Genomic DNA, 25,479 nt, shown 5'->3' with positions numbered 1-25,479 from the left:
TTTTCACTCTTCTTTTTTTGCTTCTAGCTATAAGCCTTTCCTCCTGTGAAGATGTTATAGATGTTGATCTTGAACAAGGTGAACCACGATTGGTTGTAGATGCTGAAATTATCTGGCTTGCAGGTACCGCTGGTGAAGTTCAGAATATTTATCTGTCACGGCTTACCGATTATTACAATACTGAAACGACCAAAGTTTCTGGTGCCACAGTTACGATCACTAATGAAGATGGCGAAGAATTTTATTTTACTGAAACCGAAATCCCCGGCACGTATAATTGCGCTAATTTTGAACCTGAAATTAATAAAGAATTCACCCTAGCAGTTATCGTAGATGGCGAAGAATATGCCGCAACCGAAACTTTGATCGCTTCTCCTGAAGTGACCAGGATCGAACAATACGAAGATGGTGGCTTTTTAGGAGAAGATAAAGAAATACGTTTTTATTTTGAGGATCCTGAAGATGAAACTAATTTTTATCTGGCCGACTTTCAAAGCGATGTGCTAAACTTCCCCGAATACGATCTTTCCAGCGATGATTTCTTTAACGGAAACGAAATGTACCAGAATTTCTCTAACGAAGATCTAGAACCAGGCAGCGAGATAGACATCACATTTCGTGCAATTTCAGAACAGTTTCATGATTATATGGAACTAATTCTGGAAAGTGCTGTTGCCAATCCTTTTGGTACTCCGCCAGCAAATGTTCGTGGCAATCTTGTTAACCAAACAAATGAAGATAATTTTGCGTTCGGATATTTCAGTTTATCGCAAGGAGTTCGATTTAGATATACGATACAATAGTCAGATTGTTTAAAATTTAGGCCTTAGTTATTTTAGATAATCCCAATACCGTAGGTATTTTTAATCTCGGTCATCACAAAAGTGCTGTGCGTACTTCCTATGCTTTTTACGCCACCCAACTTATTAAAAACAAAATCCTGGTAATGCTTCATATTTCGAGCATAAACCTTTAGTAAGAAATCAAAATCCCCCGAAATATTATAACATTCTACGATTTCGTCGATCTCCATAATATCGTTAACAAATTGATTCCCGATATTCCTGTCGTGTTTTTTCAGTTTAATATTGCAAAAAACGATAAATCCCTGATGCAATTTTTCAGCATCTAAAATGGCGATGTATTTTTTAATATATCCGTTTTTTTCTAATCGCTTTAAGCGCTCAAATACAGGAGAAGCAGAAAGATTTACCTGCTTCGCCAGCTCTTTTACGGTAAAATTCGAGTTCTCGTGCAGTATTTTTAAGAGCTTAAGATCTACCTCATCTAAGTTTTCCATAGGATATTATTCTTTTCAGGAATTAAAACATCTACTTCAAAAGTACAATATTCTTTACAGATTGTATTTTACAGTCACTATAACCGAATATTAGTTTCAGTTTAGATAAAACAACCATAATATATAATTTTGACCATAATAAAAACCTAACAATAATTTATTATGTGTAATCATTTAACCAGTAACAAAACTGATGCTGTAGGCAGCTTTTTACGTCCCGAAGTTTTAAAAAATGCAAGAGAGCAATTCGCGAAAAACGAAATAACAGCAATAGAATTAAAAAAGATCGAAGATCAGGAGATCATCAAATTGATCGAAAATCAAAAAGAAGCAGGACTTTCCGCTTTAACTGATGGAGAATTTAGACGTAGCTACTGGCATCTGGATTTTTTCTGGGGATTCCACGGTATCGAACACTTTTTGAAAGATCAGGGATATTTATTTCAGGGAGAAGAAACCAGGAAAGATTCGGCTCGATTATCTGGAAAATTAGAATTTAATCCTGAACACCCGGTTTTTGAAAGTTTTTTATTTCTGAAAAAACACTGTGGAGAATATCATACCGCCAGGCAAAGTATCCCTGCTCCTGCGCAATTATTTGCCGAGCTGGTGCGAGGTGATAATGAGAAATACGTGAAAAAGTTCTATCCCGACAGAGAAGAATTATTTAAAGATATTGCGGAAGCTTACCACAAAACCATTCTTAAATTATACGATCTGGGCTGCCGAGACTTAAAGATCGACGATTGCACCTGGGCAATGCTTTGTGATGCCGATTTTTGGAAGACGATGGCCGGTGAAGGTTTTGATCGAGAAGAACTTAAAGAAACCTATCTAAAATTAAACAATCTTGCCTTAGAAAATCTACCAGAAGATCTTCGATTATCAACCCATGTTTGTAGAGGGAATTATCATTCTACCTGGGCTGCTTCAGGTGGATACGAGCCTGTGGCAGATACGCTTTTTGCCAAAGAAAATGTAGAAAACTTCTATTTAGAATTTGATGATGATCGCTCTGGAGGTTTTGAGCCTTTACGTTTTATTCCGAAGCATAAAAAAGTGGTCTTGGGCTTACTTACCAGTAAAAATGCAACTTTAGAAAATAAAGAAGTGATTATAAATCGAATAAAAGAAGCAGCAAATTATGTCGAATTAGATCGCTTAAGTTTGAGTCCGCAATGTGGTTTTGCTTCAACCGAAGAAGGAAATATTCTTACCGAAGAAGACCAGTGGAAAAAAATTAAATTAATCAACGAGATCAGTCACGAAGTTTGGAATTAAGACTTCAGAAGTATTAAAATAAGATTGCCTCGTTATATTTTCTAGCGAGGCTATTTAATTCAGTAGAAAATAAAGAATATCGCTACTAAACTAAATGTTAGTGTTAGCTTTTGTAATTATTGTAGACCACTATAGTAAAGAAGAAAATTAAATAACTATATGAGTTTAATAGACGATCTAAAATGGCGATACGCCACTAAAAAGATGAATGGGGAGAAAGTTCCTCAGGAAAAAATAGATTACATTTTAGAGGCCACAAGGCTTTCACCATCTTCATCTGGATTACAGCCTTACAAGGTTTTTGTTATTACGGATAAAGCATTATTAGAAAAAATAAAAGATATCGCCTGGAATCAAGCCCAGGTTGTAGATTGTTCACATCTTTTAGTGTTCGCTGCCTGGGACAGCTATAGTGACGAGCGAGTTACAGAAGTCTTTAACTACACGATGGAACAAAGAGCACTTCCTCATAGCACCATGGACGATTACAAAGCGAACATCCTTAGCCTTTATGCACCACTAGGGCAAGAATGGCAGGCACATCATACTTCTAAGCAAAGTTATATTGCTTTGGCGATGGCAATGGCTGCTGCAGCAGAACAAAAAGTAGATGCTACACCAATGGAAGGCTTTTTAAACGATAAACTGGATGAACTTCTACAATTAGAAGGTACAGGATACAAAAGTACTTTATTACTTCCGTTGGGTTATCGTGAAGACCAAAATGACTGGTTGGTTAATATGAAAAAAGTAAGAACGCCTAAAGAAGATTTTATTACTGAAATAAGCTTAGAAGATCTTAATTCTACTGAAGCTTAAAACAGCGCCAAAAAATAACGAATTTTAAGTTGAAGATCCTATCGTTTTATGATGGGATCTTTTTTTGTTTTATAGAAAAAACTGGCCCTAAATTATCTAAATTCAGGACATAAAAAAAGCCTTTCATTTCTGAAAGGCTTTTTGCAATCTTGCGGTCTGGACGAGACTCGAACCAAACATATAAATCATTGATTATAAACATTTTAAATAAATTAATATTTATACATACACCGAATTCAGCACCTTTTAACAAACTTTAACGTTTATTCATGTGAATTTTAGTTCATAATGTACACTTCGTCCACCTCCTTGTGGTTTCAAAATCCCTTTAGAAGCCATATCCTGTAAATCTCGTGTGGCCGTAGCTTTTGAAGTTTTAGTTAGTGATATATATTTTTTCGCTGTCATTCCTCCTTCAAAACCATCAACACCTTTATCAAACATTTTTAAGATCACTTTTAACTGGCGATCATTTAAATTTGCCCGATGCTGATCCAGAAATTTTGCTTTTTTAAAATAAATCGAATAACCGCTTTAGCATTTCTCTGGGCGTTCAAAATAATCTCACATAAATAATGCACTTACCAGAAAAGTTGGACATTTTTTTAATCTTTAAGTTGATAAAATTCTTGCTCCATTTCATAAGGTGTTTTATTTCCTAAAAAAGAGCACAATCGTTTCCTGTTATACCATATTTCTATATATTCGAAAATAGCGATTATAGCCTGTTCTATAGTTTTAAAAGCATATTGTATCCCTCTGTCTGAATGAAAAATCAACTTCTTGTTTATCCTGCGCTTACTTACTGCCATTTTCCAAGCGGGTATGATAGTTTGGTTTGAATGTAAGTGATATCGCTAACCCAACCTTTATTTAGCCTACAAGGAAAATTAGCAATGATTTTATTTTACCGATAATAAAAAGAGAGGAACCTGAACTTCAATATAAAGATACCAAAGACGCTTTGCATCATTATAATGCGGGCTTAAAACGAATGGCCAAATTATGTGACATCGAAGAAAAGTTAATTTCCTATGTTTCAAGACATAGTTTTGCTACTCATGCTTTATTAAAAAATGTTCCACTAACGGCAATTTCATCTATGCTGGGCCATTCAAAATTTAATACAACTCAGAAATATTTAAAGTCTTAATCTACAAATATTTTAGATCAGTATCAGGAGGAAATGAACAAGGCCTTTTCATAATTGGGTTGAAAATATACTATCATTAAATGAAATTTTAATAGAAGTTAATAAATTTAAGTTTTACTAAATTGAATAAAAATTTTCATGCATAAATTTGTACTATTTTCATTGGTTTTAATTTCTCTAGCCTCATGTAATAAAACCAATAAAGACAAATATTATCCTGCAAGTTCTAGCAATTTTCAATATAAAGGACGTATTGAGAAACTAAGCGATTCTACTATTACATTAATTGGTTCAGCCTCTAATGTACACTTTGCTGTTGAAGGCGATAGCTGTCAACTCTTTTTCAGTGGTGTTAACCAAAGTGATTATATTAGTTTAGAATTGAATAGTAAGTATGTTGGTCGATTTAATATTAAAAATTCTCCAATCCAAATTGGTCTGAAAGATTCTTTAAACGACATAAAAGTTTATAAAGCAACCGAAGCATCTACAGGAGATATTTTTTTTAATGGTGTAAAAGCTGAAAAAATCTCAAAAGCAATTCCTAAAACACGAAAGAAAATTGAATTCATAGGGAATTCTATAACGTGTGGCATGGGAGCGGATATGGATTCAATAGACTGCGGATCTGAAAACTGGTTTGATCAACACAATTCTTATTTAGCATATGGGCCAAGAATAGCGAGAATTTTGGATGTAGATTTCGAATTAAGTTGTGTATCTGGGATGGGCATGTATCGAAACTGGAATGATGAAGATCAACCTGTAATGCCAGATGTATATGATTTTAAAAATTTAAGTGATGACGGAGAAAGAAGAGCAAAACCGGAACATTCACCAGATATCATAAGTGTAGCATTAGGTACTAATGATTTATCCAAAGGAGATGGAATCAAAGAAAGATCTGAATTTAATCATAAAAAGTTTGAGCGTAACTACATCAAATTTTTAAACCATCTTCATAAAATATACCCGCAGGCTAAGTTTACACTTTTGACAAGCCCAATGGTAGATCCCGAATCCAAAGAAGGTAAGAAATTACTGGAATCGTTACGTTCTATTAAATCAAAACTTAATGATGAACTATCCATTGAAATTTTTGAATTTAAACTTATGACACCCGAGGGTTGTGACTACCATCCTTCATCACAAGATCATAAGATCCTTGCTCAACAATTAGTTCCATTTTTTAAAAATATTCTAAGTTCTAAATCATGAAAAAAATTTTAATTCTCTTACTAATAGGCTTAGTGAGTATGGATTCCTTTGGCAATATTGAACTGCCCTCCATATTTTCAGATAATATGGTTTTACAAAGAAATAGTAAAATTAAGATTTGGGGCTGGGGAAATCCAGGAGAGAAAATTAATATCGTTGCGTCCTGGAATAAAAATGATACAATTTCTACCAAAGTAGATCGACATTCAAATTGGAGCGTTGAAATTAAAACTAATGATAATAAAAATCCGCAGCGATTAGACTTGTATGGTTATAATCACATAAAGGTCGAAAATATATTATTTGGAGAGGTCTGGTTGGCTTCTGGACAGTCAAATATGGAATGGAATGCTGCTGGTATTACTAAGGGTGAGGAAGCAATTGAAAATGCTACGAATAAAAAAATAAGATTTTTTCAAATTCCAAAACGTTCTTCCAAATTTCCACAGCAGGAATTAACTGCTAATTGGAGGATTAATAGTCCCGAAACGATGCAAGAGTTTAGTGCAATTGCTTATTTTTTTGCTAACAAACTTTCAAAAGATTTGGGAGACATACCTATAGGAATAATCGGTTCGTACTGGGGTGGAACACCTGCAGAAATATGGATTCCGAAAAATAAATTTGAGAAAGACTCCATTCTTCAAAAGGCTGTTGCTAAATTACCCAAGGAACCATGGGGGCCTAATGAGCCTGCTTATGCATTTAATGCTATGATTCATCCTATTACAAATTATAAGATAGCAGGTGTAGTTTGGTACCAGGGAGAAAGTAATACCTCAAATGCAGAATATTATCAAAATACATTTAAGGAATTAATTAATTCCTGGAGAGAAGTTTTTAATACTAATTTTCCATTTTATTATGCTCAAATAGCGCCCTATGATTATGGGCAAGATAATTTTAACGGGGTAATAGTTAGAGAGGCTCAGCGAAAATCACTAAATATTTCGAATACTGGAATGGTTTTTACCGGTGATGTAGGAAACCCAAAAGATATCCATCCAAGAAATAAGAAACCCGTAGGAGAAAGGTTTGCTAATCTAGCATTGAACCTACACTATAATAAAATAGATAAAGAATATTATGGGCCACTTTTTACACAATCATATTCAAAAAGTGATAGTTTAATTGTCGAGTTCTCCCATGCTAAAGAACTACATTTTATAAATAATCAATCATTATTCGAAGTTGCCGGACAAGATAGTATTTTTTATCCTGCTGAAGCAGTTATAAAGAACACGAAGGTTATACTTAGTTCTAATAAAGTTAATAATCCCTTATGGGTTAGATATGCATGGAAAAATGACGCCGAACCAAACTTAATGAATGAAGAAAATCTGCCAGCTTCTGGATTTTTGGAAAAAATAGAAGAATCTAAATAAGTTAATTTAAATTACTATTATATTTTTCAATTAGTTGAATAGTAGTTTTATCTCCAGCATAAACTGAATTTAAGCCTTGGGGTTCTTGTGGAGGGTCTGCAGTGAAATCATCTCCTTCTCTCCACTTTTCAGGATTATTTGATTGCTTTGCATATCCTGCAAATCCCCAAAAATTTACTTCGCCCATTAAACCATCCGACTGAGCACTTTCTAAAAGCTGTTGAAAAATTGATTCGTAAAATTCATCACGGTAACCTGTATTTGATTTAAGTTTAAGACTTTCAGAGTTTCTAGGGAAACCAAATTCAGAAATCACGATGGGTTTATTTAATTCTTTTGCTACATCAATATGCTCTTTTATATATGATCTTGCATTCGAAATTGATTCATTTAATGATTTTGTTTCATCAGATACCTTATACCATCCCCAATTTTTAGGCCACATATGAGCCGTTAAATAATCTATGTTAGGGTTTACATGTAATACTTTATACGTATCAATATTCTGCAAATAACTCGCTTTGCCTTCGGCTCCTGTAGAAATTAAAATTTTTGGTGCTAATGAATCTAACACTCTAACTGTTTTATCTAAAAATGATTTGAATGGAACTTTGTCGGATTCTGAAAAAATTCTGGGTTCATTCGCTACCTGCCAGGACATTATCGTTTTATCACTAGAATATTTTTCGCCATTATAATTATTTTTTCTTCCCAATATAAATGCTATATGCTTATAAAATGAATCCAAGCATGGCTGACATGTGTGGAATTGCTCTGTATAATTCATATATTCTTCCCAGGTATATTTCTCTAAAAAAGGATTCGGAACCTTCCCATATCCATTCCAATTCAAATAGGTGGACATACCGCCGGACCAGATTCAATTATTGTTTAAATATAATACAGCATACATTTTTCTTTTGCGCATTTCATTTAGCAAAAAATCTAAACCATCCAGAAGATCCTCATTATATTTCCCTTGTTCATATTGAAGCGCAGGCTTCACCTGAAAATCTTCTTTACCTCCCTCTGCACCAACTAATATTCTCAAATTATCGATCCCAAGGCTATCCATTAGATCGAGTTCTTTTATCAATCGGGTTCTATTTCCTAACTTTTCTGATGCTATTATAGGTCCGTACCAGTAATTTGCACCTATATAGTAATATGGTTCATTTCCTTTTTTAAAATGACCGTCTACAATACTGATACGCTTAACTCCATTACAAGAAAATAAAGTACCTATCAAAATTAATATAAATGCTTTCTTCATACTAAATATTATAACATCTGAATTAGTTTAACCAGAGCCCGCGAGTTATGATATGGACACTTCCACATACCAATTTTATTTTCAGATTCATAAGGTTTACCTTCTTTATTAATTCTAAAAAACCATTCTCCATATCTCTTATCAATAATATAAGTTTTTACAAAATCCCAAATATCTATTAAAGCATCATGGTATGATTGTTTAGCTTCTATTTTGGAAACAAAGGCAAGTCCAAGCATTGCTTCTACCTGAGGCCACCAATGACGATCTTCATCAACAACCCCCTCCTTTTTTTCATTTATAATACCAAATGACTTTACGTAGGCTTCTTTTAAAAAGATATCACTTATTTGTATTGCCAAAGATTCCACTTTCTGAAGCAAACTTTTATCTTCCACAATGTGAGCTGCTTCTATTAATAACCATGCGGCCTCAATATCATGTCCATATGAAATAATATCCGTTTGGTTATTCCAGTGATCATCAAAAAATAGATAAAAATGTTTAGTACTTGAATTTAGGAATTTTTCTAAATGTAAATGAATCAAGTTATCTAATGCATTCTTAACTTTAAAGTTTCCTGATACAGCATATAATGATGTATAAGCTTCTAACAAATGCAAATGAGTATTCATTGTTTTTGAAGCATTGAGATCCTTTTCACTCAATCGCATATCCTCAATAGTATCCCAGTCATTTCTAAATGCTTCAAAGTATCCTCCGTTATTTAGGTCCTTAGCCCTATCTTCTATCAAATCAAAAACCTCAAGTGCCCAATTAAGTACATTTTGATCACCTGTGAGTTTATAGTATTCTGATAAAGCATAGATCAAAAAAGCTTGTGCATAGATTTGTTTTCTGGAATTGGTTACCTCTCCTTTAAAATTTAAGCTCCAAAAAACTCCACCATAACGATCATCCTTAAAATTTGCTTTCAAATACTGGTAAGCTCTATCCGCCTCTGCTTTGCAAGAAAATGAACTATCAAAATTTTCTACAAATGAAAATGTCCATAACAGTCTTGTATTGAGAATAATCCCTTTATCCTGATTTATTCTAATATTGTTATCATGATCTCTGGCTCCTATAAAACCTCCATTGACCTCATCCAGACTATTAGATTTCCAATAAGAAACAATATTTAGAAGTTCTATTCGAAATTCTTTTTTTAGAGTTTCTTTATTAGAGATCATAAACGGAATTTCTATTTATCAAATCTATAATAGACTTTACAGATGCTGCTGAAGTATATTGGTCCTGGGGTGTGTTTTTTACATAGTCTACAAGCTTATCTACAGTGCTTGTAGCTACATGAGATCTAGTATCTGAAGAGGCATAATATATATAAACGGTATTATCTTCATCTTTTATCCATCCATTAGCAAATAATACATTTGGAACATCTCCGACAGTTTCCTTATAGTTGGGTGCCATGAAATAACCCGCGGGCTGATAGATAACTTTTGAAATATCTTCCAAAGATGTCATAAACATATAAAGTGTATACCTTAAGCCTCCTGCAGTATTTCTTACCCCGTGAGCGAGATGTAGCCAACCCTCTTTGGTTTTAATGGGAGCAGGTCCAAGACCATTTTTCATTTCATAAATGGTATGATATACTTTTTGATTAATTATACCTTCATCTTCTAAAACTGGATTAGTAATATCTGAAATATACCCCAGACCAATACCTCCGCCTTTTCCAACTTCAATAAAACCATCTTGAGGTCGAGTATATAAGGCATATTTCCCATTAACAAATTCTGGGTGCATTACTACATTTCTTTGCTGTCCAGAATCCGATATTAAGTCCGGCAGACGCTCCCAGTTCATCAGATCTTTTGTTCTAACGATACCCGCATTAGCTATAGCTGCCGTTGTATCATCAATACGAGATTTATCTTTTCTCTCCGTACAAAAAATACCGTAAATCCAACCATCCTGATGCTTGGTTAAGCGCATATCATAAACATTTGTATCAGGCTCACCGTATGCAGGGAGTTCAATTGGTTTTTTCCAAAACTCGAATTGATCAATTCCGTTAGGGCTCTCGGCGATAGCAAAAAAAGATTTTCTATCGTTCCCCTCTACTCTTACTGCTAAAACATAGCTTTCATTCCATTTAATTGCCCCAGGATTGAAGGCAGCATTAATACCTATTCTCTCCAAGCCTTTTGGATTTGTTTCAGGGTTTAAGTCAAACCTCCATTCTATAGGCGCATGCTCACCAGTGACTACAGGATTTTTATATCTCTGATAAATACCATTAGAATATTCTAATGCTTTATTCTGCTTTTTTATGAGGCTAACATGACTTTCGATCAACTTTTCAAAATTGGGGATCGTTTTCATAAAGATTAATTTTTAATGTATTGGTTTTATTCATTATCAGAGCGATATTTAATATCTTCTTTTTTTATTCTGTCCCACCAAGAAAATTTGAGAATAACTACTGATATGATTAGGACACCTGTTGTAATCATAAGTAATGAAGTTTCCCTCAGAATTATATATAAAGGGATAACCACTAAAAGTGTTTGTGCCAGTGTACCAAGAACAACATTAAACATATCCCATTTAAAATTTTTATTTTCCTCGAAAGCATGTTGTTCAATACTTAGCTTTTTTGCAATTGGCGACCAAAATCCCCAAGGTTTAGTCTTTTTATAAAATTTTTGTAAAACTTGCTCGTTTGTAGGGGGTGCACTATACGTTCCAATAATACTTCCTGCGAGCGAAATCAATAAAATTACGGGGAAATAATATAGATCTAATGTATCAAGAAAAACAGGAAAAATTAAAGCTGGAATAATCCCTGAAAGCATTCCCCAAAAATAGCCTTCGCCATTAAACCTCCACCAATGCCATTTAAGAACATTGGAAATCACATAACTACCAAATAATGCAGATACAATCCATTGAAGGATGGAGTTGACATCCTGGACAAAAAAACCAAGTATTATACTTATTACAACCACTACAATCCCACTTCCATAATTCATTTTTTTTATTGTCTTCGAAGAGGCATCAGGCTCATAATGTTTTAGATAAATATCGTTTACCAAATATGCCTGAGCTGCATTTAGTGTTCCGGCAAAAGTGGACATGAAAGCAGCTAGTAAGCCTGCTAATAAAAGACCCAATAAACCTACAGGCACAAATTGCTCTATTGCAGCAGGAAGTATTTTTTCAAAATCCAAAACTCCCGCAGTTTTTAAATCTAGTTTATCGTAGAATAACAGAGCTAATACTGAAAATCCCCCAACCATCAAATACCTGGTTGGAATTAGGGCTCCTAAAGAAAAAGCACTCATTTTTGCTGCTTCAAGAGGAGATTTAGTAGACAGAATTTTTTGCATATCGTAATTTGGAGCTGGCCCGGCAATACTTGAGAGTATCCCTTTAAAGACCATAAGCATAAAAAATATCCCAAACATGGTATAGCCATCTTCTTCTATTTTTGTATTTACTTCAGCTATAATATTAGACCAATCCATATGTAACTCCCAGTTAAAAAAGGGATTCATCCAACCTTCAGGAACATCCATTGTATTTGTTCCATATGCTTGCCAGGCAATAACTGCAATAGCAATGGAAGAAATAGTCATTATACCATATTGTAATACATCGGTCCAAACTATACCCGACATACCTCCTAAAACAGAATAAAAAACTGCAAAAAGTGTAAATATTATACCATAGAAGTGAGGAATATATGCAACTGGAATATCGAATGGAATATATACCGAAACTACTTCCCAGGGAATAAAAATCTCTACAAACTTTCCTAAACCAATAAATCCATAGGCAAGAAAACCAAGGCAACTTAAAATAGCGAAGATTACGATTATAGTATGCGACCTTCTTCCTCCTTTTCCATTGTCAAACCGAAATAATATCCATTCGGCTCCAGTTGTTACATTAGACCTTCTTAACCACATTGAAAGATAAACCATTAAAAAAACCTGATTGAATACTGGCCACAACCACGGGATCCATATACTTTTGAAACCATATACAAAAGTCAAAGTAACAAGCCACATAGTTCCAGAGATATCGAACATCCCAGAAGCATTTGATAGCCCCAACATATACCATGGAAGACTTTTACCTCCCATTAAATAATCATCCTTACTTTTTTGAGCCCTTTTTCTTAGAGCTAAACCTATTAGAATAGTTCCTACTAAATAGGCCAAAATTATAAGGATATCAATAGTTTGTAACATTTTATAATTTTTTGGATCGGAGATCAGGAAGCATTAATACTTGCGATTTATTCACAAAAGTTTTAAAATCTTCGGAAGAATTTTCATTAGGGAAAGTAGCAAAATAGTGATCTTTTCTTGCGTTTCTCCATACCAGAACCCATGAAATCCCACTATCTTCCAATACTGGATATAAAATTTCGGTCCACCAGCGTGAATCCTTTCCCATATTTACATTCCCAGTTTCTGTTAATGCAAAAGGTTTATTGGATTTTTCCCCCTTGGCTCTTAATATTGATAAATTATCCTCTACAGATTTTATAAAATTTTGATTCCCATTATGGTTATAGATATCGACTCCTAAAACATCAACATAATCATCTCCCGGATAGAAGTCTTCAAAATCCTTTATATCATTCATTGTATTTGGAGAAAAAGAAGTAAGAATATTATTAACTCCATGCTGTCTTAATCGCTCTATGGTATATTGCCACAACTTCACATAATCTTCGTTAGTACAATTTCCTCTACCCCACCAGAACCAGGAACCATTCATCTCATGGAAAGGTCTGAAAATAACCGAAATACTTTGGTTATTTTCATCTTTAAGAGATTTAAAAAACCTGCTAAGACGCTCTATCCATAGGTTGAATTTTGCATTTATTTTCTTATCATATAAAATTTTATGAACTGCAGGTGTGGTATCCCACGAGCTACCCTGACTTACAGGATTATCTGCATGCCAGCTAAAACTAATAATACCTCCGAGTTGATCTACTTCGATGGTTTGCTGTTTTATTAAAGCAAATGAAACCGTGTCTAAATTATATATCCCCCCATGCTCAAGATGACCTAGATCAAATCCTATCATAGCAGGTAATTCTCCTGAGACCTTCTTTATATCGCTATTTAAAGTATTCGATCCATCATTTAAGTACCAATTGACACCATAAGCAGTACCATCCTGCTGGCCAAAAGCGAATCCGGTATCCGCTATATTTACTAAACGCTTCTGTAATGTACTATTCGATTTATATTTCTTTCCCTCCATTACTTTTATAGGACGTGAAAGACTACAAGACAAAGAAAGCATACTAAATATTATCACTACTTTGACAAAATCCTTCATATATATATTTAATATTATATAAGAACATATGTAATATTTGTTATATTTTACATATATTACATTTACACTCCTATTTCTAAGAATTTTTATTCTTTTAAAGCATATTATTAATAATTCTCAAATTTAAACGGGAATACAATCTTATAATAATAGGATTTTATCAAATAATAATTGAATTTTTTCTTTTTATAAAACTCTTTAAAATGGCGCATCCTACCATACATCGTGAAATCACTCCTTTGGCACCGGAAGATAGTTTTTTGGTATTTGACAGAATTAAGGATGATTTTGATTTTCCAATTCATTTTCATCCTGAATATGAATTGAATTTCCTAGCTAACGGAAAAGGAGTTCGTCGTATTGTCGGTGATTCAATGGAACAAATTGAAAATATAGAATTAGTTCTTGTGGGCCCTAATCTTCAACATGGATGGGAGTTATTTGAATGTACAAACACTGATATTCACGAGATAACATTACAATTTCATAACGATCTTTTTGATTCCAAACTACTCGACAGAAGAATTATGAAACCTATAAAAGATATGTTTGATCGTTCTACAAATGGAATTCTTTTCTCAGAAAAAATTTCACGGGAAATTGCTCCCAGGATTATGCAGTTGTCAAAAATAGATAGTATTGACTATTTTTTAGAACTCATTTCAATTTTACATGACCTTGCTAATTCAAGAAACCAACGTTTATTATCCACATACACCTCTGACTTCAAAAACTTTGAGAATAGTGACAAGCTCAAAACGATTTATGAATATATTCAACTAAACTATCAAAATAAAATCAGTCTTAGTGAAGTTGCTCAATTAGTTAATATGAGTCAAGTATCATTTAATCGGTTTATAAAAAAAAGAACAGGTAAAACACTTGTTGAATATGTAAATGACACGCGCATAGGATATGCGGCAAGATGGCTAATCGAAAAAGATCTTAGTATAGCTGAAATTGCTTTCAAATGTGGTTTTAATAACATCGCTAATTTCAATAGGGTTTTCAAAAAAAGTAAGAACTGTACTCCAAGTAAATATCGAGAAGAATTTAGCGGAATAAAAAGGGTACTTTAAAAAATTGACTAGTTCATTAAAGTTGATAAAAGACTAAGCGTTTTGATAGTTATTAAACTAATCTTATTCTTAATAACTCTGCATTTTTTTCTTAAAGTATCTCCCTTGCCGGCTTGGGGTAAAATTCCTGTCTTTATACATTCTGGGAGCCCAATCCATATCAAATACCCAAATTACATAAGAGATATTACGCTTATCTGCATAATTAGAAATTGCATCGCCATAGCTTTCATCGCTAATAACAGGAACATGAGCCCCGGGCGAAGATTCGTCACAAAAACCAATTTCAGTTAAAATTACCGGATACTTTTCTTTTACAAATCCCCAATCTTCGGTCCATTTTGGGTCCCATGGTTTTTCACGTTTTTGCGGGTAAGGATGGGCTACATAGCCTATATTTTCTGCCTCTATTGGCTGTTCTTTTACCGGGCCAAGGTCGTATGCCCAGTTAAATCCTGCGACAAGTGGAATCCCTTCTCCTCCGTTAGCTCTAATAATGGTGATAATTTCTTCCATTATAGACTTCCATTCTTTCCATTTTAAGGTTCCAAACCGTTGGTTATAAACTGTAGGCTCGTTAAACAACTCGTAAAATGCAACACTGGGGCGGTCACCGTAACGTACGGCCATCAATTTCCAAAAAGCAAAAGTTTCTGGCAAAGTGGTGTAATACATATCGTCCAGATAAAGTTGATTTTTAAGATTTCCTATACTATGCCAATCTAAAATAACATACATACTATATTTTTCAGCCCATTCAATTCCTTTATCCAAAAGCTTCAGGTATTCTTTTTCACCACGTTCCCTCCAGGCTTCAGGATGAATAGGAAACCTTACAATTGTAGCTCCCCAATCTTTTATTTCCTTAAAATAATTTTCATTCCACAGATCGTCTTTCTCTAATTTATCGGGATCACTGGTATTGACTCCGCGAAAAACCATAATCTCTCCCTCTTCATTTACAAACTCATTTTGATTAACCGAAAGCCTGTCCATAGGCTTTTGAGCATAGATAGCTGCACTTATTAGAACCAGCAATAGACTTAAATCTAACTTGAATTTCATTTTATTAAGATTTAGGGGTTAACTTAAGCATCAATACATCATGTACCCCAATAGAGGTTTGCAAATTTTTACTGGTATCTCCTACCTCTTCGTGCTTAAAAAGATCTCTAAGCTGATAAGTGGTATTCTCGACTTGCAGACTTCTCTGGCTTAGGTCGTCAGAAAGCTGATGTCTTCTCCAATCAAAATCGATGTCTACAGGAGTATCATTTCTGTTTACGAAGGTTATCGCCCATTTTTCATTTTTTAAAGGTTTTGCCCAAATTTCAACATTATTTTCGTTGTTAAAACGAAAAGCAGGTATCGCAAGGGGATCTTTATTAACCGCAATCACTTCTTTATTGGTTAAAGTTTTAAGGGTTTCTTTGGAAACCTCCCTAAGATCATTTCCCATCATTAAAGGAGAATTCAAAATATTCCACATAGCAAAATGGCTGCGATCTTCAGCATCGGTCATTCCATTTCCTACCTCCATCATATCATAATCATTCCAATGACCCGGCCCGGCCGCTTGTCTAATCTTTTCCTTATTTCTTAGCTCGATAACTTTCCATATTCCAAAAGAGGCCCAGGACCCATGTCCCACTTCGCAATCCCAACAGTTGATAATATCCCCCGTAATACGCCACATGTGCCCAACATCACCTGCCCATTCCCAGGGTTGATAGGTACCCCATTCACAAATACTAAATAACACTGGTTTGCCGGCTTCATAAAGGGCATCTCTCATGGTAACGTAGGATTCACGCGCATTTAAATTCCCGGTATCACACCAATCGTATTTCAAAAAATCCACCCCCCAGGAAGCATATAATCTGGCATCCTGATACTGGTGTCCCCTACTACCGGGGTAACCCGCACAGGTATTTCCACCTGCACAATTATACAAACCGAATTTTAATCCTTGAGAATGCACATAATCTACCAAGGCCTTCATGCCATTAGGAAATTTTTTGGGATCGGCAACAAGGTTGCCATTACTATCACGTTCTCTAGACATCCATCCATCGTCTAAAACTATATATTCGTAGCCTGCATCTTTAAGCCCTAATTCTACAAATTTATCGGCAATATTTCTAACCAGTTGCTCATCGATATCAGTTTCGAAAGTGTTCCAGCTGTTCCAACCCATGGGCGGTGTTTGGGCTAGATCTTCAAATTTTTGTGCCCCTGCTGTAACACTGATACTTATCATTAAGAGTATCGCTAATAATCTTTTTAATTTCATTGTTTATTATTTGTAAAGCTATAATGATGAGTTATTTCTATCCGGTAAAAGAACTCAACAATAAATTTTTCATTTACGGCAAAGACATAACGAAATTTCAACAAATTCCATTTTGTTTTTTAAAACTTAAAATAGTGTTTATTAACTTAAAACCTATTCTTTTCTTTGATCTGGCAACGAAACTTTAATCGGAAATTGGGAAACGCGTGTATTTAAATAATACTACTCAAAATTCTTTAACTGATCCCTGCAATTAATTAAAGCCCGGAAGTTGTGATAAGTCGTTTTCCAGATATGACCTTTTAAATCGTCTTTCGTTTCTGGTCTTGTATCCAGTCCCCATTCATACCAACCGCCATAACGATCGTCCATTATATATTTATTAGTATAATCCCATAACTTCTCAAAATAGCCATAATAGTTCATAGGGTCATCGGGATATTTTTGAGCCATCAATAACAGTGTATTTAAACCTTCAGCCTGCGCCCACCAGTTTTTATCCAAGTTAACCACTTCGAGCGAATCACTGCTTTCAAAATAATACCCCCCATCATAGAATCCACCTTTTTCTATATCCCATCCATTTCTTAACGAATGATCGACCATCTTTTTCCCGGTAGTCCAGGTTTTTTCTAAATCATCCCTTTTTAAAACTTTAGAGGCTTCCAATAGTAGATAGGCGGTTTCCACATCATGCCCAAAAGACACATGGTCCAGGTAGTAATGCTGGGCAATATACTCCCTGCTGTTCTTTTTAAAACTTACAGGCGTCCAGTCTGGTTCAAAAAACAGGTTCATATAATGATCCTTGTTGATTATAGTATCCCTAATCAATAAAAAAAGTTCTGTTAACCGCTCTTTTAATAAAGGATTAGGGGAAACCTTATAAAGTTCCGTAAAAGCTTCTAATAAATGAATAGAGCTATTTTGGTCCTTATACCCTACATCTGAAGTCGACGGATTTTTTTCGCTACGTTCAATAGGCATGCCCTCCCGTTCCATATGCTGAAAATATCCCTTATACTTTGGGTCATGACTATGTTTTTCTAACCATTGAAATGTTTTTTGAGCCAGTTGTAGCGCTTCAATATTCCCTGAGGCTTCGTAATAAGCGGCTAGGGCATAAATTGCAAAAGCATTACCGTAAGCCGTTTTGGCCTCATTAGGTTGAGGTATAGGATTTCCTTCTCTAGAAACAAGATTATAAAATCCTCCAAATTCTTTATCCCACATCTTGGTTTTTAAAAATTGAAAACCATGTTCAGCATAATTCAGATACTTTTCTTTACCATGATCCGCATACGCCTTCGAATTAACCCATACCTGCCTTGATTGGGTCACAATCATTTTATCGTGGTGTTTCCCAATATTAAAATTATAGGTGATATCACTATAATAACCTCCATAATCCCTATCGAGTGCCAATGGATACCATTTATCTATAAGCTCTTGCCTCGCAGAACGATCGAACTTGTGTACCATTTTCTTAGAAATTTGTTGGGCATTAACACTAATTACACAAACTAACCACAACATGATCAATAATATTTTTCTACTCATCAGGATACTTTTGTTGTGATAAAGATAAAATAACTAACAAATATTAAATAGTATTGAAAAAATACTATGATATATTGATGAAATAGTATTAAGATGAGCTCTATTCAGACTTTAGTTTTATAAAAAATATCAAAAATGAAGTATTTTATTTACTCTTTCCTTTTTTTGGCTTCCTTTACGGCTATATCACAGACAGATAGTTTGGGTTTCCATCTTAATAATCTGGAATATTTGGAAAAAAATGGGGCTAACGTAATGTTGGCTCACGATTTTTACCCGGAAAGCCATCAGGGTGGTGTTGGTATTATTCAAAATGGTCTCCGCGTGGCTACCAACGGCGATTTAAGATTACAGCCAACTCCTGGCCAATGGCAACCGGTACCAAAAGTAGGAACCAGAGAGATAGACCAAAAAACTGAAACGATCAGTGTACGTATGCAGTACCCGGATTCTTCAAAAAATAGGAAAGGTTTTAATCCTATTATCTATCCTGATTTAGAATTTTCCTATACTTTAAAAGTGAAACCCGCCGGTAAAGAATCTTTTAAAATCGTCGTTGATCTGGATCGTCCATTGCCGAAAGAATGGGTTGGAAAAGTGGGAATGAATATCGAATTATTTCCAGGGAATCTTTTTGGTAAAAGTTATTATGCCGATAATGAATTTGGAATATTTAACAGGCAGGCAAACGGGCCTGGCCATACCACTAAAAAAGGAGAATACCGGTTAAAGCCCATCGCTGAAGCGAAAACGATAAGTATTGCCCCCGAAACCCCGAACCTAAACCTGATAATAGAAAATCTTGGTGGCTCCAAACTGCAATTATTGGATGGTCGGGCAGAGCATAACAATGGGTGGTTTATCATCCGATCTTTGGTTCCCGCAAATAAAACAAAGAATGCCATAGAGTGGCTTGTTACTCCTAAAACAGAAAAAAGTTATACTTACGATCCTGTGGTTCAGGTATCCCAGGTAGGCTATCATTCAAACCAGCAAAAAATAGCGGTAATCGAAACCGATAAAAAAGCGAAGGCAGAAAGTATTGATTTATACCGGGTCATGCAAAACGGCAAATCAAAATTAATCAAACAAGAAACTCCACAAATATGGGGTGATTTTCTAAGATATCGATATTATCAATTTGATTTTTCAGAGATACAGGAAGCGGGGATCTACCTAATAAAATATAAGGATTTTAAAACCTCTCCCTTCCAGATATCCAAAACTATTTATGAGAGGGATGTTTGGCAGCCTACCTTAGAATATTTTCTTCCAGAACAAATGTGCCATATGAGGGTAAACGACCGTTATAAAGTGTGGCACGGTCGCTGCCATCTGGACGATGCCAGGATGGCGCCCATCGATACCAACCATTTTGATGGTTATCTACAGGGGCCTGAAACCTTAACCAGTTATAATCCTGGTGAACACGTACCAAATCTTAATCACGGAGGCTGGCATGATGCGGGAGATTACGATTTACGTATCGAATCCCAGTCACAAACCGTTCAGGGACTTGCCAGAATTTATGAATTATTCGATATTCAATACGATAATACCACCATCGATCAAAAAACTCAAACCGTTGAAATTCTAAGGCCAGATGGCAAAGCAGACCTACTGCAACAAATAGAACACGGTTTATTATCGATAATGGGAGGATACCAGTCGTTGGGCAGATTTTACCGAGGGATCATCGTTCCTACCAAAAGGCAATATGTATTGCTGGGAGATCCCGTAAACCATAGTGATAATGAGGTGTATGACTACCGTACATTACCAGATATTCCCATGGGACAAAAAGGAGCTCCAGACGATCGTTGGGTTTTCACCGAAAAAAATAAGGAACGTTCGCTACAGGCTGCTGCCGCACTGGCCACTTCAGGCCGGGTAATGAAGAACTATAACGATACTTTAGCCAGGCAGGCTTTAACGATCGCAAAAGAAGAATGGGAACGCAATGCTAGCAACCCTGGTATTGGCACTATCGAATTGGCTACAGAGTTATACCATTCTACCAAGTACAAAAAATTTCTGGATTATATCATACAACATAAAAGTTTTATCCAGCAAAACTTTCAGGAAACCGGATGGATTGTTTTATCGATTTACTCCATGATTCCGGACAGGAACTTTAAGGAGTTTTTGAAGACAAACTCCCTTTCGTTTTTAGAGACTGTAAAAGAACAGGGAAGCAAAACACCATATGGAGTTCCGTACGAACCAGATATATGGGGCGCCGGTTGGGGAATCCAAAATTTTGGCATGAAACAGTATTTTTTTCATGCCGCTTTCCCTCAAGAATTTCCCAGTTCGTACCTACTTAATGCATTAAATTTTATTCTGGGAGCTCATCCGGGCGTTAATACATCTTCATTTACATCTGGAGTAGGATCCAGATCCATTACCCAGGCTTACGGTCCTAATCGTGGTGAACATTCTTATGTGCCGGGAGGAATCGGATCGGGAACTGCTCTTATACGGCCAGACTTCCCAGAACTACTGGAATGGCCGTATTTATGGCAGCAAACCGAATATGTACTAGGTGGAGGTACTACAGATTACTTGTTCCTGGTTATTGCCGCAAATCACTTATTAAAAGAGTAATTCAAAAAAATTAATGATGATAAACCCATATTATTTTCTAATGACTGCAATATTATTTACCACTTATAGCTACGCGCAGCAACCGGTAAATAAAGATGCAAGTATAGAAGCGCAAAAATTACTATCCTTTATCTATAACCTTGATCAAAACATACTTTCAGGACAACATAGTTATAACGAAGAACCCGATCATTTTTACAATATCGCCGAAAATATCTCTGGCAAATATCCCGCGGTTTGGGGAACCGATCTTTACTGGAACCGGGAAAATAATCCTGGGGAACGAATAGTTAGAGAAGCTAAGAAAAAACACAAAGAAGGTGCAATTATAACCTTGATGTGGCATGTTGGTCGACCTATAGACGAGGCTCCATATGGATGGAGCAGTAGTGTGCAAAATGACTTTTCACAGGAACAATGGAAGGCGCTTATTACCGATGGAACCGCCATAAATAAGCGATGGAAAGCGCAGGTAGATACGATCGCCAAAACATTGAATAAATTGCAAAAAGCGAATATTCCGGTACTATGGCGACCTTATCACGAAATGAATGGTGTGTGGTTTTGGTGGGGAAACCAACCGGGAAAAAATGGATATCAAAAACTATGGAAAATGCTCTACCATCGTCTAACCACAGTGCACAAAATTAATAACTTAATCTGGGTGTGGAATGCAAATGGTCCCAGGGATATTCCTTACGACGAAGCTTATGCTTACAAAGACTTTTACCCTGGAAAAGAATTTGTTGACATACTGGCTACCGATGTTTATCACTATGATTATGAGCAAAAAGATTACGAAAGCCTCTTAAAACTCGCTGATGGAAAGCCTATCGCATTGGGAGAAGTAGGGCAATTGCCGAAAACAAATATTCTAGAAAGACAACCAAAATGGTCTTGGTTTATGGTCTGGTCTGACTGGATAGAAACGGCGAATACCAACGAAAGGGTACAAAATGTCTTTGATTTTCATAAAACGATTAATAGAAATGAAATATCCTTAAAATTTTAAATTCCTATCAATTAAAATGCTGCTTTAAATTGAAAAAATATAACAATATCAAGGCCTCTTACCACATGATTTTAGAAATTATAGGGTTGATCTTTTGGGTTATTGATATCAACATTCCGATAAACTTTATTAAAACTTTACTATTTAAGCTTCAGAAAAGATAAAAAACACACAATCAGAAGTCAATACTATATAATTGTGAAACTAAAGGCAAATTCCAGATACATTAAATTGGTTTTCTCTAGGATTATTTTTCATAAAAATTATGATTAGTAAAAAAAGACCTCTAATAATTACTATCAATTTTAGTTCAATGGATTAAAATATATTGAATTAAGGGCGAAATCGGAAGTTTTCAAATACTATTTATAACCAAGTGGCGAAACTAAAAAGTCATTTGCGGAAGATTAGCATAGGAGATTAAAGCTTTTCGGTATTGGATTCATAAATAATATTCTTCTTCATTTTCCCCTGATACTTATAAATTTTGAGATATTCCAGTTTAACGAATAAAGAAGGCCAGTAATAAACTTACCGGCCTTTTAAAACAGTGATATTTCAACAACTTATATTATTATATTAAACCTATGTCATCTATGTAAATCACTACAGGGGCGTTACCGCTAATCTCTTGCACAACTATTTCATTGATAGTACCCGATGGTGATCCCAGCTCTTCAAAAGGAACGGTAATATTCGTCCATTCTCCCTGGGTAAGCGATATCACATAAGGTGCATCATAATTACTATTGATAACCAACTGAACATTTTGTCCGCCGGAAGTTGTATAAATAGACATCTTTATAGCCTGGTAATCGCTAACCGATAGTTCCCCGGTACCATTACCTATTTGGAAACCAGAATAAGCACCGGTGTAGGTTCTTTTAATAGCAAAGTCACCCCTACGTACCTGTTCGGTATTTTCAAAGTCTTGGGTACCGTCCCAGCCGCCTATCCACCAGCTATTGTCCAGAGAATCATCATAAATAAGATATTTGAATCCAAATGTTTGAGTGGCCCGGGTAATCCCTCCTTCGGTCTCCACGAATATAGGGGCTTGCACCACGCCTTCAGGCACTCTTACTTTAATTTCTGTAGTTGTAGAAGAAACCACTTCCGCAGGAATATCTCCAAACCGCACTTCAATTAAATCGTCAAACACCTCTCCCTCTATGGTAACAATATCTCCTGCTCCGCCGGCTAAAGGATTAAAGCCTGTAATGCTTGGGGGCGGTGCACCTATAGGAAATTCATAAGTAACAGAATTATCACTGGTTTGTAAAACAAGGTTATTATTCTCTCCTCTAAAAGGTGTGCCGTCTGCTATGGTTACAAAAATTACCTGATCAGTAACTAAAGTGGGGTTAAAATAGGTATCGGTCTCATTAAAATAAATTTTTCTTAAATCACTAAAACCTTCCCCTCTAATGATATACATATTATTAGCATACCCAGTATTTACCAGAGAGTCGTTTTCAGCAAAACTGATACTTTCCACTATTAATTCTGAAGATCCGTTACTATCATCCTCATTATCGCAAGAAGTAAACATTAATCCGGCAACAAAGACCAGTATGGTTACTTTATATAATATTTTTATATGTTTCATAATAAAATTATTTTAATCAAAATTATAAGGTACGGGATCCTGTCCCAACTTGGGATTTAAAATAAGTTCTGAAGAAGGATAAGGAAGTATAAAATCTGTCGGTCTAGGATCTGCATATTCTGGATTATCCTCATCTCCGCGGTTTTGTGCCGCAACAATCTCAACTGCTTTCTGAGGAGAAATCCTGCCAAGATCAAACCAGTAGTCTCCTTCAAAAGCAAGTTCGATCCTTCGCTCGTGCAATAAATCGTCAAAAGTGAAAGAATTTACCGGCTGCAAGCCCGCCCTTTCTCTTATTGTATTATAAGATTCCAAGGCTGCCGGGTCAGCCGTACTTTGAGCTCCCGCCAATATGGCTTCGGCATGTATTAAAAACAGCTCGCCGTAACGCATGATATAAGTGTTGTTAGGACTTCCTCCGTTACCATCGGTTATCCCATTTTTACCTACTACATATTTTTTGATACCCGCCCCGGCATTTTGTGGATCAATATCATCGGGAACTGTAAAATCCGGACCGTTAGCAGATGGCAAATCAGGATAATAATCACCGGGAAGCATCACCGTTTGTTTACGCCTTAAATCCCCCGGCTCGAAAGCATCGAGCAAATCCTGAGAAGGTGCAAAAGTACCACCATAAGTCGAATTATTAATTATGGAGGAATAAGCAAACATCGTATTTAGGTAATTCCCAGTAAAGTAGTTACCCAAAGTCCATTGCCAAGCGACAATAGATTCTTCGTTATTATTATTTGCTATTTTATAGAGATCACCGAAGGACTGATTAGGCAGTTGTTCACCACCAAATAATTTGAACTCTCCACTATTGATTACCTGTTCTGCCATCGCCCTGGCCTCATCATACTTTTCCTGGTACAATAGTACCTTTGCTAGCAAGGCCCTGGCAGAACCTTTCGAAACATGACCATTGGCCTCGTAATTACTACCTCTGGTTTTGGCATACAAATTCTCGATAGCATAATTAAGATCGGATTCTATAAAACGATAGATATCTTCTTCAGGATTTGTATTTAGTTGAGGTTCATTTACATGTGCGGCATTATTTTCTATAATAGGAACTGCCCTCCATAGGCGTACCAAATAAAAATAAGAAAGGGCCCTCATAAAATGTGCTTCGCCAAGGGTATTGTTTAACACCTCCTCGTTTACTTCGTTCCCCACCCGCGAAGGTAACAAGTTAATAAGGGAATTGGATTGCGCCACGGTGGCGAAACAAGATTTCCAGGCATCTGTTAAAACAGGATCTGTAGAAGTAATATTCAACAACCTTAATCCATTCACATCACTAGAGTAGGTAAAAGCATTACCGCCACCCACTTCAGCAATCGCATACAGGGTTTTGTTATGAAGAAAAAACCATGTTTTCCCATATAAGGCATTGGTACTGGCTTCGACCTGCTCGTTAGTGCTATAAAATTCGTCTAAACTATAGGTGTCTTCAGGCGGTCTTTCTAGGAATTCATCAGAACAGGAAGAAAATCCCATTAAAATTATTGCTAATAGTATGCTATAATTACTATAAAACTTTTTCATAT

Annotated in this window: 23 protein-coding genes; 9 read left to right on the top strand and 14 right to left on the bottom strand. The window is 35.6% G+C overall.

Going from position 1 to position 25,479, the window contains the following annotated elements:
• The first annotated feature begins 17 nt into the window (after positions 1-17).
• Positions 18-803, top strand: coding sequence for a DUF4249 domain-containing protein (locus tag BM201_RS04435; RefSeq protein WP_245758569.1), 786 nt, complete (start codon positions 18-20; stop codon positions 801-803).
• 32 nt (positions 804-835) lie between these two features.
• Here the strand turns inward: BM201_RS04435 and BM201_RS04430 are convergent, their stop codons facing one another.
• Positions 836-1,300, bottom strand: a complete 465-nt coding sequence (locus tag BM201_RS04430) for an Lrp/AsnC family transcriptional regulator (RefSeq protein WP_092540147.1) — start codon at positions 1,298-1,300, stop codon at positions 836-838.
• 162 nt (positions 1,301-1,462) lie between these two features.
• On the opposite strand from BM201_RS04430, the gene BM201_RS04425 reads away from it, so the two are divergent.
• Together BM201_RS04425 and BM201_RS04420 are read left to right on the top strand one after the other, a co-directional pair.
• Positions 1,463-2,581 carry a 5-methyltetrahydropteroyltriglutamate--homocysteine S-methyltransferase gene (locus BM201_RS04425; RefSeq protein ID WP_092540146.1) on the top strand — a complete coding sequence of 373 codons (1,119 nt, stop codon included), beginning with the start codon at positions 1,463-1,465 and terminating at the stop codon, positions 2,579-2,581.
• A 159-nt stretch (positions 2,582-2,740) separates the two neighbouring features.
• Positions 2,741-3,400 (top strand): nitroreductase family protein, encoded by a 660-nt coding sequence (locus BM201_RS04420; protein WP_092540145.1) that lies wholly within the window; start codon positions 2,741-2,743, stop codon positions 3,398-3,400.
• Between the two features lie 267 nt (positions 3,401-3,667).
• On the opposite strand, the gene BM201_RS18085 is transcribed toward BM201_RS04420, so the two are convergent.
• Both BM201_RS18085 and BM201_RS18295 read right to left on the bottom strand, forming a co-directional pair.
• Positions 3,668-3,856 carry a hypothetical protein gene (locus BM201_RS18085; protein WP_175486977.1) on the bottom strand — a complete coding sequence of 63 codons (189 nt, stop codon included), beginning with the start codon at positions 3,854-3,856 and terminating at the stop codon, positions 3,668-3,670.
• Between the two features lie 149 nt (positions 3,857-4,005).
• Positions 4,006-4,212 carry an IS3 family transposase gene (locus BM201_RS18295; RefSeq protein ID WP_092540144.1) on the bottom strand — a complete coding sequence of 69 codons (207 nt, stop codon included), beginning with the start codon at positions 4,210-4,212 and terminating at the stop codon, positions 4,006-4,008.
• A gap of 152 nt (positions 4,213-4,364) precedes the next feature.
• Between BM201_RS18295 and BM201_RS18215 the strand changes: the two genes are divergently transcribed.
• The 3 genes from BM201_RS18215 to BM201_RS04395 all read left to right on the top strand — a co-directional run bounded on the left by BM201_RS18215 (position 4,365) and on the right by BM201_RS04395 (position 7,156).
• A complete protein-coding gene (locus tag BM201_RS18215) occupies positions 4,365-4,553 on the top strand; it encodes a tyrosine-type recombinase/integrase (RefSeq protein WP_262508066.1) in 189 nt (62 codons plus the stop codon).
• 138 nt (positions 4,554-4,691) lie between these two features.
• On the top strand, positions 4,692-5,771 hold the full coding sequence (locus BM201_RS04400; RefSeq protein WP_092540142.1) for an SGNH/GDSL hydrolase family protein: 1,080 nt from the start codon (positions 4,692-4,694) through the stop codon (positions 5,769-5,771).
• Complete coding sequence (locus BM201_RS04395) at positions 5,768-7,156, top strand: sialate O-acetylesterase (RefSeq protein ID WP_092540141.1); 1,389 nt, start codon at positions 5,768-5,770, stop codon at positions 7,154-7,156. Before BM201_RS04400 ends, BM201_RS04395 begins: the two co-directional genes overlap by 4 nt.
• 1 nt (position 7,157) lies before the next feature.
• Here the strand turns inward: BM201_RS04395 and BM201_RS04390 are convergent, their stop codons facing one another.
• Genes BM201_RS04390 through BM201_RS04370 form a run of 6 tightly spaced genes read right to left on the bottom strand, consistent with a single transcriptional unit; the run spans position 7,158 to position 13,763 of the window.
• Entirely contained in the window at positions 7,158-8,021 is an 864-nt protein-coding gene (locus BM201_RS04390; RefSeq protein WP_245758568.1) for a glycoside hydrolase 5 family protein, read from the bottom strand.
• A gap of 15 nt (positions 8,022-8,036) precedes the next feature.
• Positions 8,037-8,429, bottom strand: coding sequence for a glycoside hydrolase 5 family protein (locus BM201_RS18210; RefSeq protein ID WP_245758567.1), 393 nt, complete (start codon positions 8,427-8,429; stop codon positions 8,037-8,039).
• A gap of 8 nt (positions 8,430-8,437) precedes the next feature.
• Positions 8,438-9,622 carry an AGE family epimerase/isomerase gene (locus tag BM201_RS04385; protein ID WP_092540140.1) on the bottom strand — a complete coding sequence of 395 codons (1,185 nt, stop codon included), beginning with the start codon at positions 9,620-9,622 and terminating at the stop codon, positions 8,438-8,440.
• Positions 9,612-10,781: a glycoside hydrolase family 130 protein gene (locus BM201_RS04380; protein ID WP_092540139.1), complete on the bottom strand. Its 1,170-nt coding sequence runs from the start codon at positions 10,779-10,781 to the stop codon at positions 9,612-9,614. Before BM201_RS04380 ends, BM201_RS04385 begins: the two co-directional genes overlap by 11 nt.
• A gap of 26 nt (positions 10,782-10,807) precedes the next feature.
• Positions 10,808-12,655 (bottom strand): sodium:solute symporter family protein, encoded by a 1,848-nt coding sequence (locus tag BM201_RS04375; protein WP_092540138.1) that lies wholly within the window; start codon positions 12,653-12,655, stop codon positions 10,808-10,810.
• Between the two features lies 1 nt (position 12,656).
• Positions 12,657-13,763, bottom strand: coding sequence for a glycoside hydrolase family 26 protein (locus tag BM201_RS04370; protein WP_092540137.1), 1,107 nt, complete (start codon positions 13,761-13,763; stop codon positions 12,657-12,659).
• Positions 13,764-13,966: 203 nt separating this feature from the next.
• Between BM201_RS04370 and BM201_RS04365 the strand changes: the two genes are divergently transcribed.
• Entirely contained in the window at positions 13,967-14,842 is an 876-nt protein-coding gene (locus tag BM201_RS04365; protein ID WP_092540136.1) for an AraC family transcriptional regulator, read from the top strand.
• Between the two features lie 69 nt (positions 14,843-14,911).
• On the opposite strand, the gene BM201_RS04360 is transcribed toward BM201_RS04365, so the two are convergent.
• The 3 genes from BM201_RS04360 to BM201_RS04350 all read right to left on the bottom strand — a co-directional run bounded on the left by BM201_RS04360 (position 14,912) and on the right by BM201_RS04350 (position 18,695).
• Positions 14,912-15,907: a glycoside hydrolase family 5 protein gene (locus BM201_RS04360; RefSeq protein ID WP_092540135.1), complete on the bottom strand. Its 996-nt coding sequence runs from the start codon at positions 15,905-15,907 to the stop codon at positions 14,912-14,914.
• 4 nt (positions 15,908-15,911) lie between these two features.
• Entirely contained in the window at positions 15,912-17,135 is a 1,224-nt protein-coding gene (locus BM201_RS04355) for a glycoside hydrolase family 27 protein (protein ID WP_092540134.1), read from the bottom strand.
• 222 nt (positions 17,136-17,357) lie between these two features.
• The gene (locus tag BM201_RS04350; protein WP_092540133.1) at positions 17,358-18,695 is read right to left on the bottom strand and encodes an AGE family epimerase/isomerase; all 1,338 of its coding nucleotides are present in this window, start codon (positions 18,693-18,695) and stop codon (positions 17,358-17,360) included.
• Between the two features lie 135 nt (positions 18,696-18,830).
• On the opposite strand from BM201_RS04350, the gene BM201_RS04345 reads away from it, so the two are divergent.
• Together BM201_RS04345 and BM201_RS04340 are read left to right on the top strand one after the other, a co-directional pair.
• The gene (locus BM201_RS04345) at positions 18,831-21,302 is read left to right on the top strand and encodes a glycoside hydrolase family 9 protein (RefSeq protein ID WP_092540132.1); all 2,472 of its coding nucleotides are present in this window, start codon (positions 18,831-18,833) and stop codon (positions 21,300-21,302) included.
• 40 nt (positions 21,303-21,342) lie between these two features.
• Entirely contained in the window at positions 21,343-22,314 is a 972-nt protein-coding gene (locus BM201_RS04340; RefSeq protein WP_175486976.1) for a glycosyl hydrolase, read from the top strand.
• Between the two features lie 574 nt (positions 22,315-22,888).
• On the opposite strand, the gene BM201_RS04335 is transcribed toward BM201_RS04340, so the two are convergent.
• Both BM201_RS04335 and BM201_RS04330 read right to left on the bottom strand, forming a co-directional pair.
• Positions 22,889-23,923 (bottom strand): IPT/TIG domain-containing protein, encoded by a 1,035-nt coding sequence (locus tag BM201_RS04335; protein ID WP_092540130.1) that lies wholly within the window; start codon positions 23,921-23,923, stop codon positions 22,889-22,891.
• Between the two features lie 12 nt (positions 23,924-23,935).
• A complete protein-coding gene (locus BM201_RS04330; protein ID WP_092540641.1) occupies positions 23,936-25,477 on the bottom strand; it encodes a RagB/SusD family nutrient uptake outer membrane protein in 1,542 nt (513 codons plus the stop codon).
• Positions 25,478-25,479 lie beyond the last annotated feature (2 nt).

The sequence above is a fragment of the Zunongwangia mangrovi genome (assembly GCF_900112105.1).
Taxonomy (GTDB): domain Bacteria; phylum Bacteroidota; class Bacteroidia; order Flavobacteriales; family Flavobacteriaceae; genus Zunongwangia; species Zunongwangia mangrovi.
This window is presented reverse-complemented; position numbering and strand designations above follow the sequence as displayed.

What these genes read in the sequence shown, in the direction of transcription:
- BM201_RS04335 (WP_092540130.1), bottom strand. Translation starts at nt 23,923, where the DNA reads ATGAAACATATAAAAATATTATATAAAGTAACCATACTGGTCTTTGTT.
- BM201_RS04355 (WP_092540134.1), bottom strand. Translation starts at nt 17,135, where the DNA reads ATGAAATTAAAAAGATTATTAGCGATACTCTTAATGATAAGTATCAGT.
- BM201_RS04370 (WP_092540137.1), bottom strand. Translation starts at nt 13,763, where the DNA reads ATGAAGGATTTTGTCAAAGTAGTGATAATATTTAGTATGCTTTCTTTG.
- BM201_RS04420 (WP_092540145.1), top strand. Translation starts at nt 2,741, where the DNA reads ATGAGTTTAATAGACGATCTAAAATGGCGATACGCCACTAAAAAGATG.
- BM201_RS04430 (WP_092540147.1), bottom strand. Translation starts at nt 1,300, where the DNA reads ATGGAAAACTTAGATGAGGTAGATCTTAAGCTCTTAAAAATACTGCAC.
- BM201_RS18210 (WP_245758567.1), bottom strand. Translation starts at nt 8,429, where the DNA reads ATGAAGAAAGCATTTATATTAATTTTGATAGGTACTTTATTTTCTTGT.
- BM201_RS04340 (WP_175486976.1), top strand. Translation starts at nt 21,343, where the DNA reads ATGACTGCAATATTATTTACCACTTATAGCTACGCGCAGCAACCGGTA.
- BM201_RS04385 (WP_092540140.1), bottom strand. Translation starts at nt 9,622, where the DNA reads ATGATCTCTAATAAAGAAACTCTAAAAAAAGAATTTCGAATAGAACTT.
- BM201_RS04330 (WP_092540641.1), bottom strand. Translation starts at nt 25,477, where the DNA reads ATGAAAAAGTTTTATAGTAATTATAGCATACTATTAGCAATAATTTTA.
- BM201_RS04375 (WP_092540138.1), bottom strand. Translation starts at nt 12,655, where the DNA reads ATGTTACAAACTATTGATATCCTTATAATTTTGGCCTATTTAGTAGGA.
- BM201_RS04425 (WP_092540146.1), top strand. Translation starts at nt 1,463, where the DNA reads ATGTGTAATCATTTAACCAGTAACAAAACTGATGCTGTAGGCAGCTTT.
- BM201_RS04400 (WP_092540142.1), top strand. Translation starts at nt 4,692, where the DNA reads ATGCATAAATTTGTACTATTTTCATTGGTTTTAATTTCTCTAGCCTCA.
- BM201_RS18295 (WP_092540144.1), bottom strand. Translation starts at nt 4,212, where the DNA reads ATGGCAGTAAGTAAGCGCAGGATAAACAAGAAGTTGATTTTTCATTCA.
- BM201_RS04350 (WP_092540133.1), bottom strand. Translation starts at nt 18,695, where the DNA reads ATGAGTAGAAAAATATTATTGATCATGTTGTGGTTAGTTTGTGTAATT.
- BM201_RS04395 (WP_092540141.1), top strand. Translation starts at nt 5,768, where the DNA reads ATGAAAAAAATTTTAATTCTCTTACTAATAGGCTTAGTGAGTATGGAT.
- BM201_RS04345 (WP_092540132.1), top strand. Translation starts at nt 18,831, where the DNA reads ATGAAGTATTTTATTTACTCTTTCCTTTTTTTGGCTTCCTTTACGGCT.
- BM201_RS04390 (WP_245758568.1), bottom strand. Translation starts at nt 8,021, where the DNA reads ATGTCCACCTATTTGAATTGGAATGGATATGGGAAGGTTCCGAATCCT.
- BM201_RS04360 (WP_092540135.1), bottom strand. Translation starts at nt 15,907, where the DNA reads ATGAAATTCAAGTTAGATTTAAGTCTATTGCTGGTTCTAATAAGTGCA.
- BM201_RS04365 (WP_092540136.1), top strand. Translation starts at nt 13,967, where the DNA reads ATGGCGCATCCTACCATACATCGTGAAATCACTCCTTTGGCACCGGAA.
- BM201_RS04380 (WP_092540139.1), bottom strand. Translation starts at nt 10,781, where the DNA reads ATGAAAACGATCCCCAATTTTGAAAAGTTGATCGAAAGTCATGTTAGC.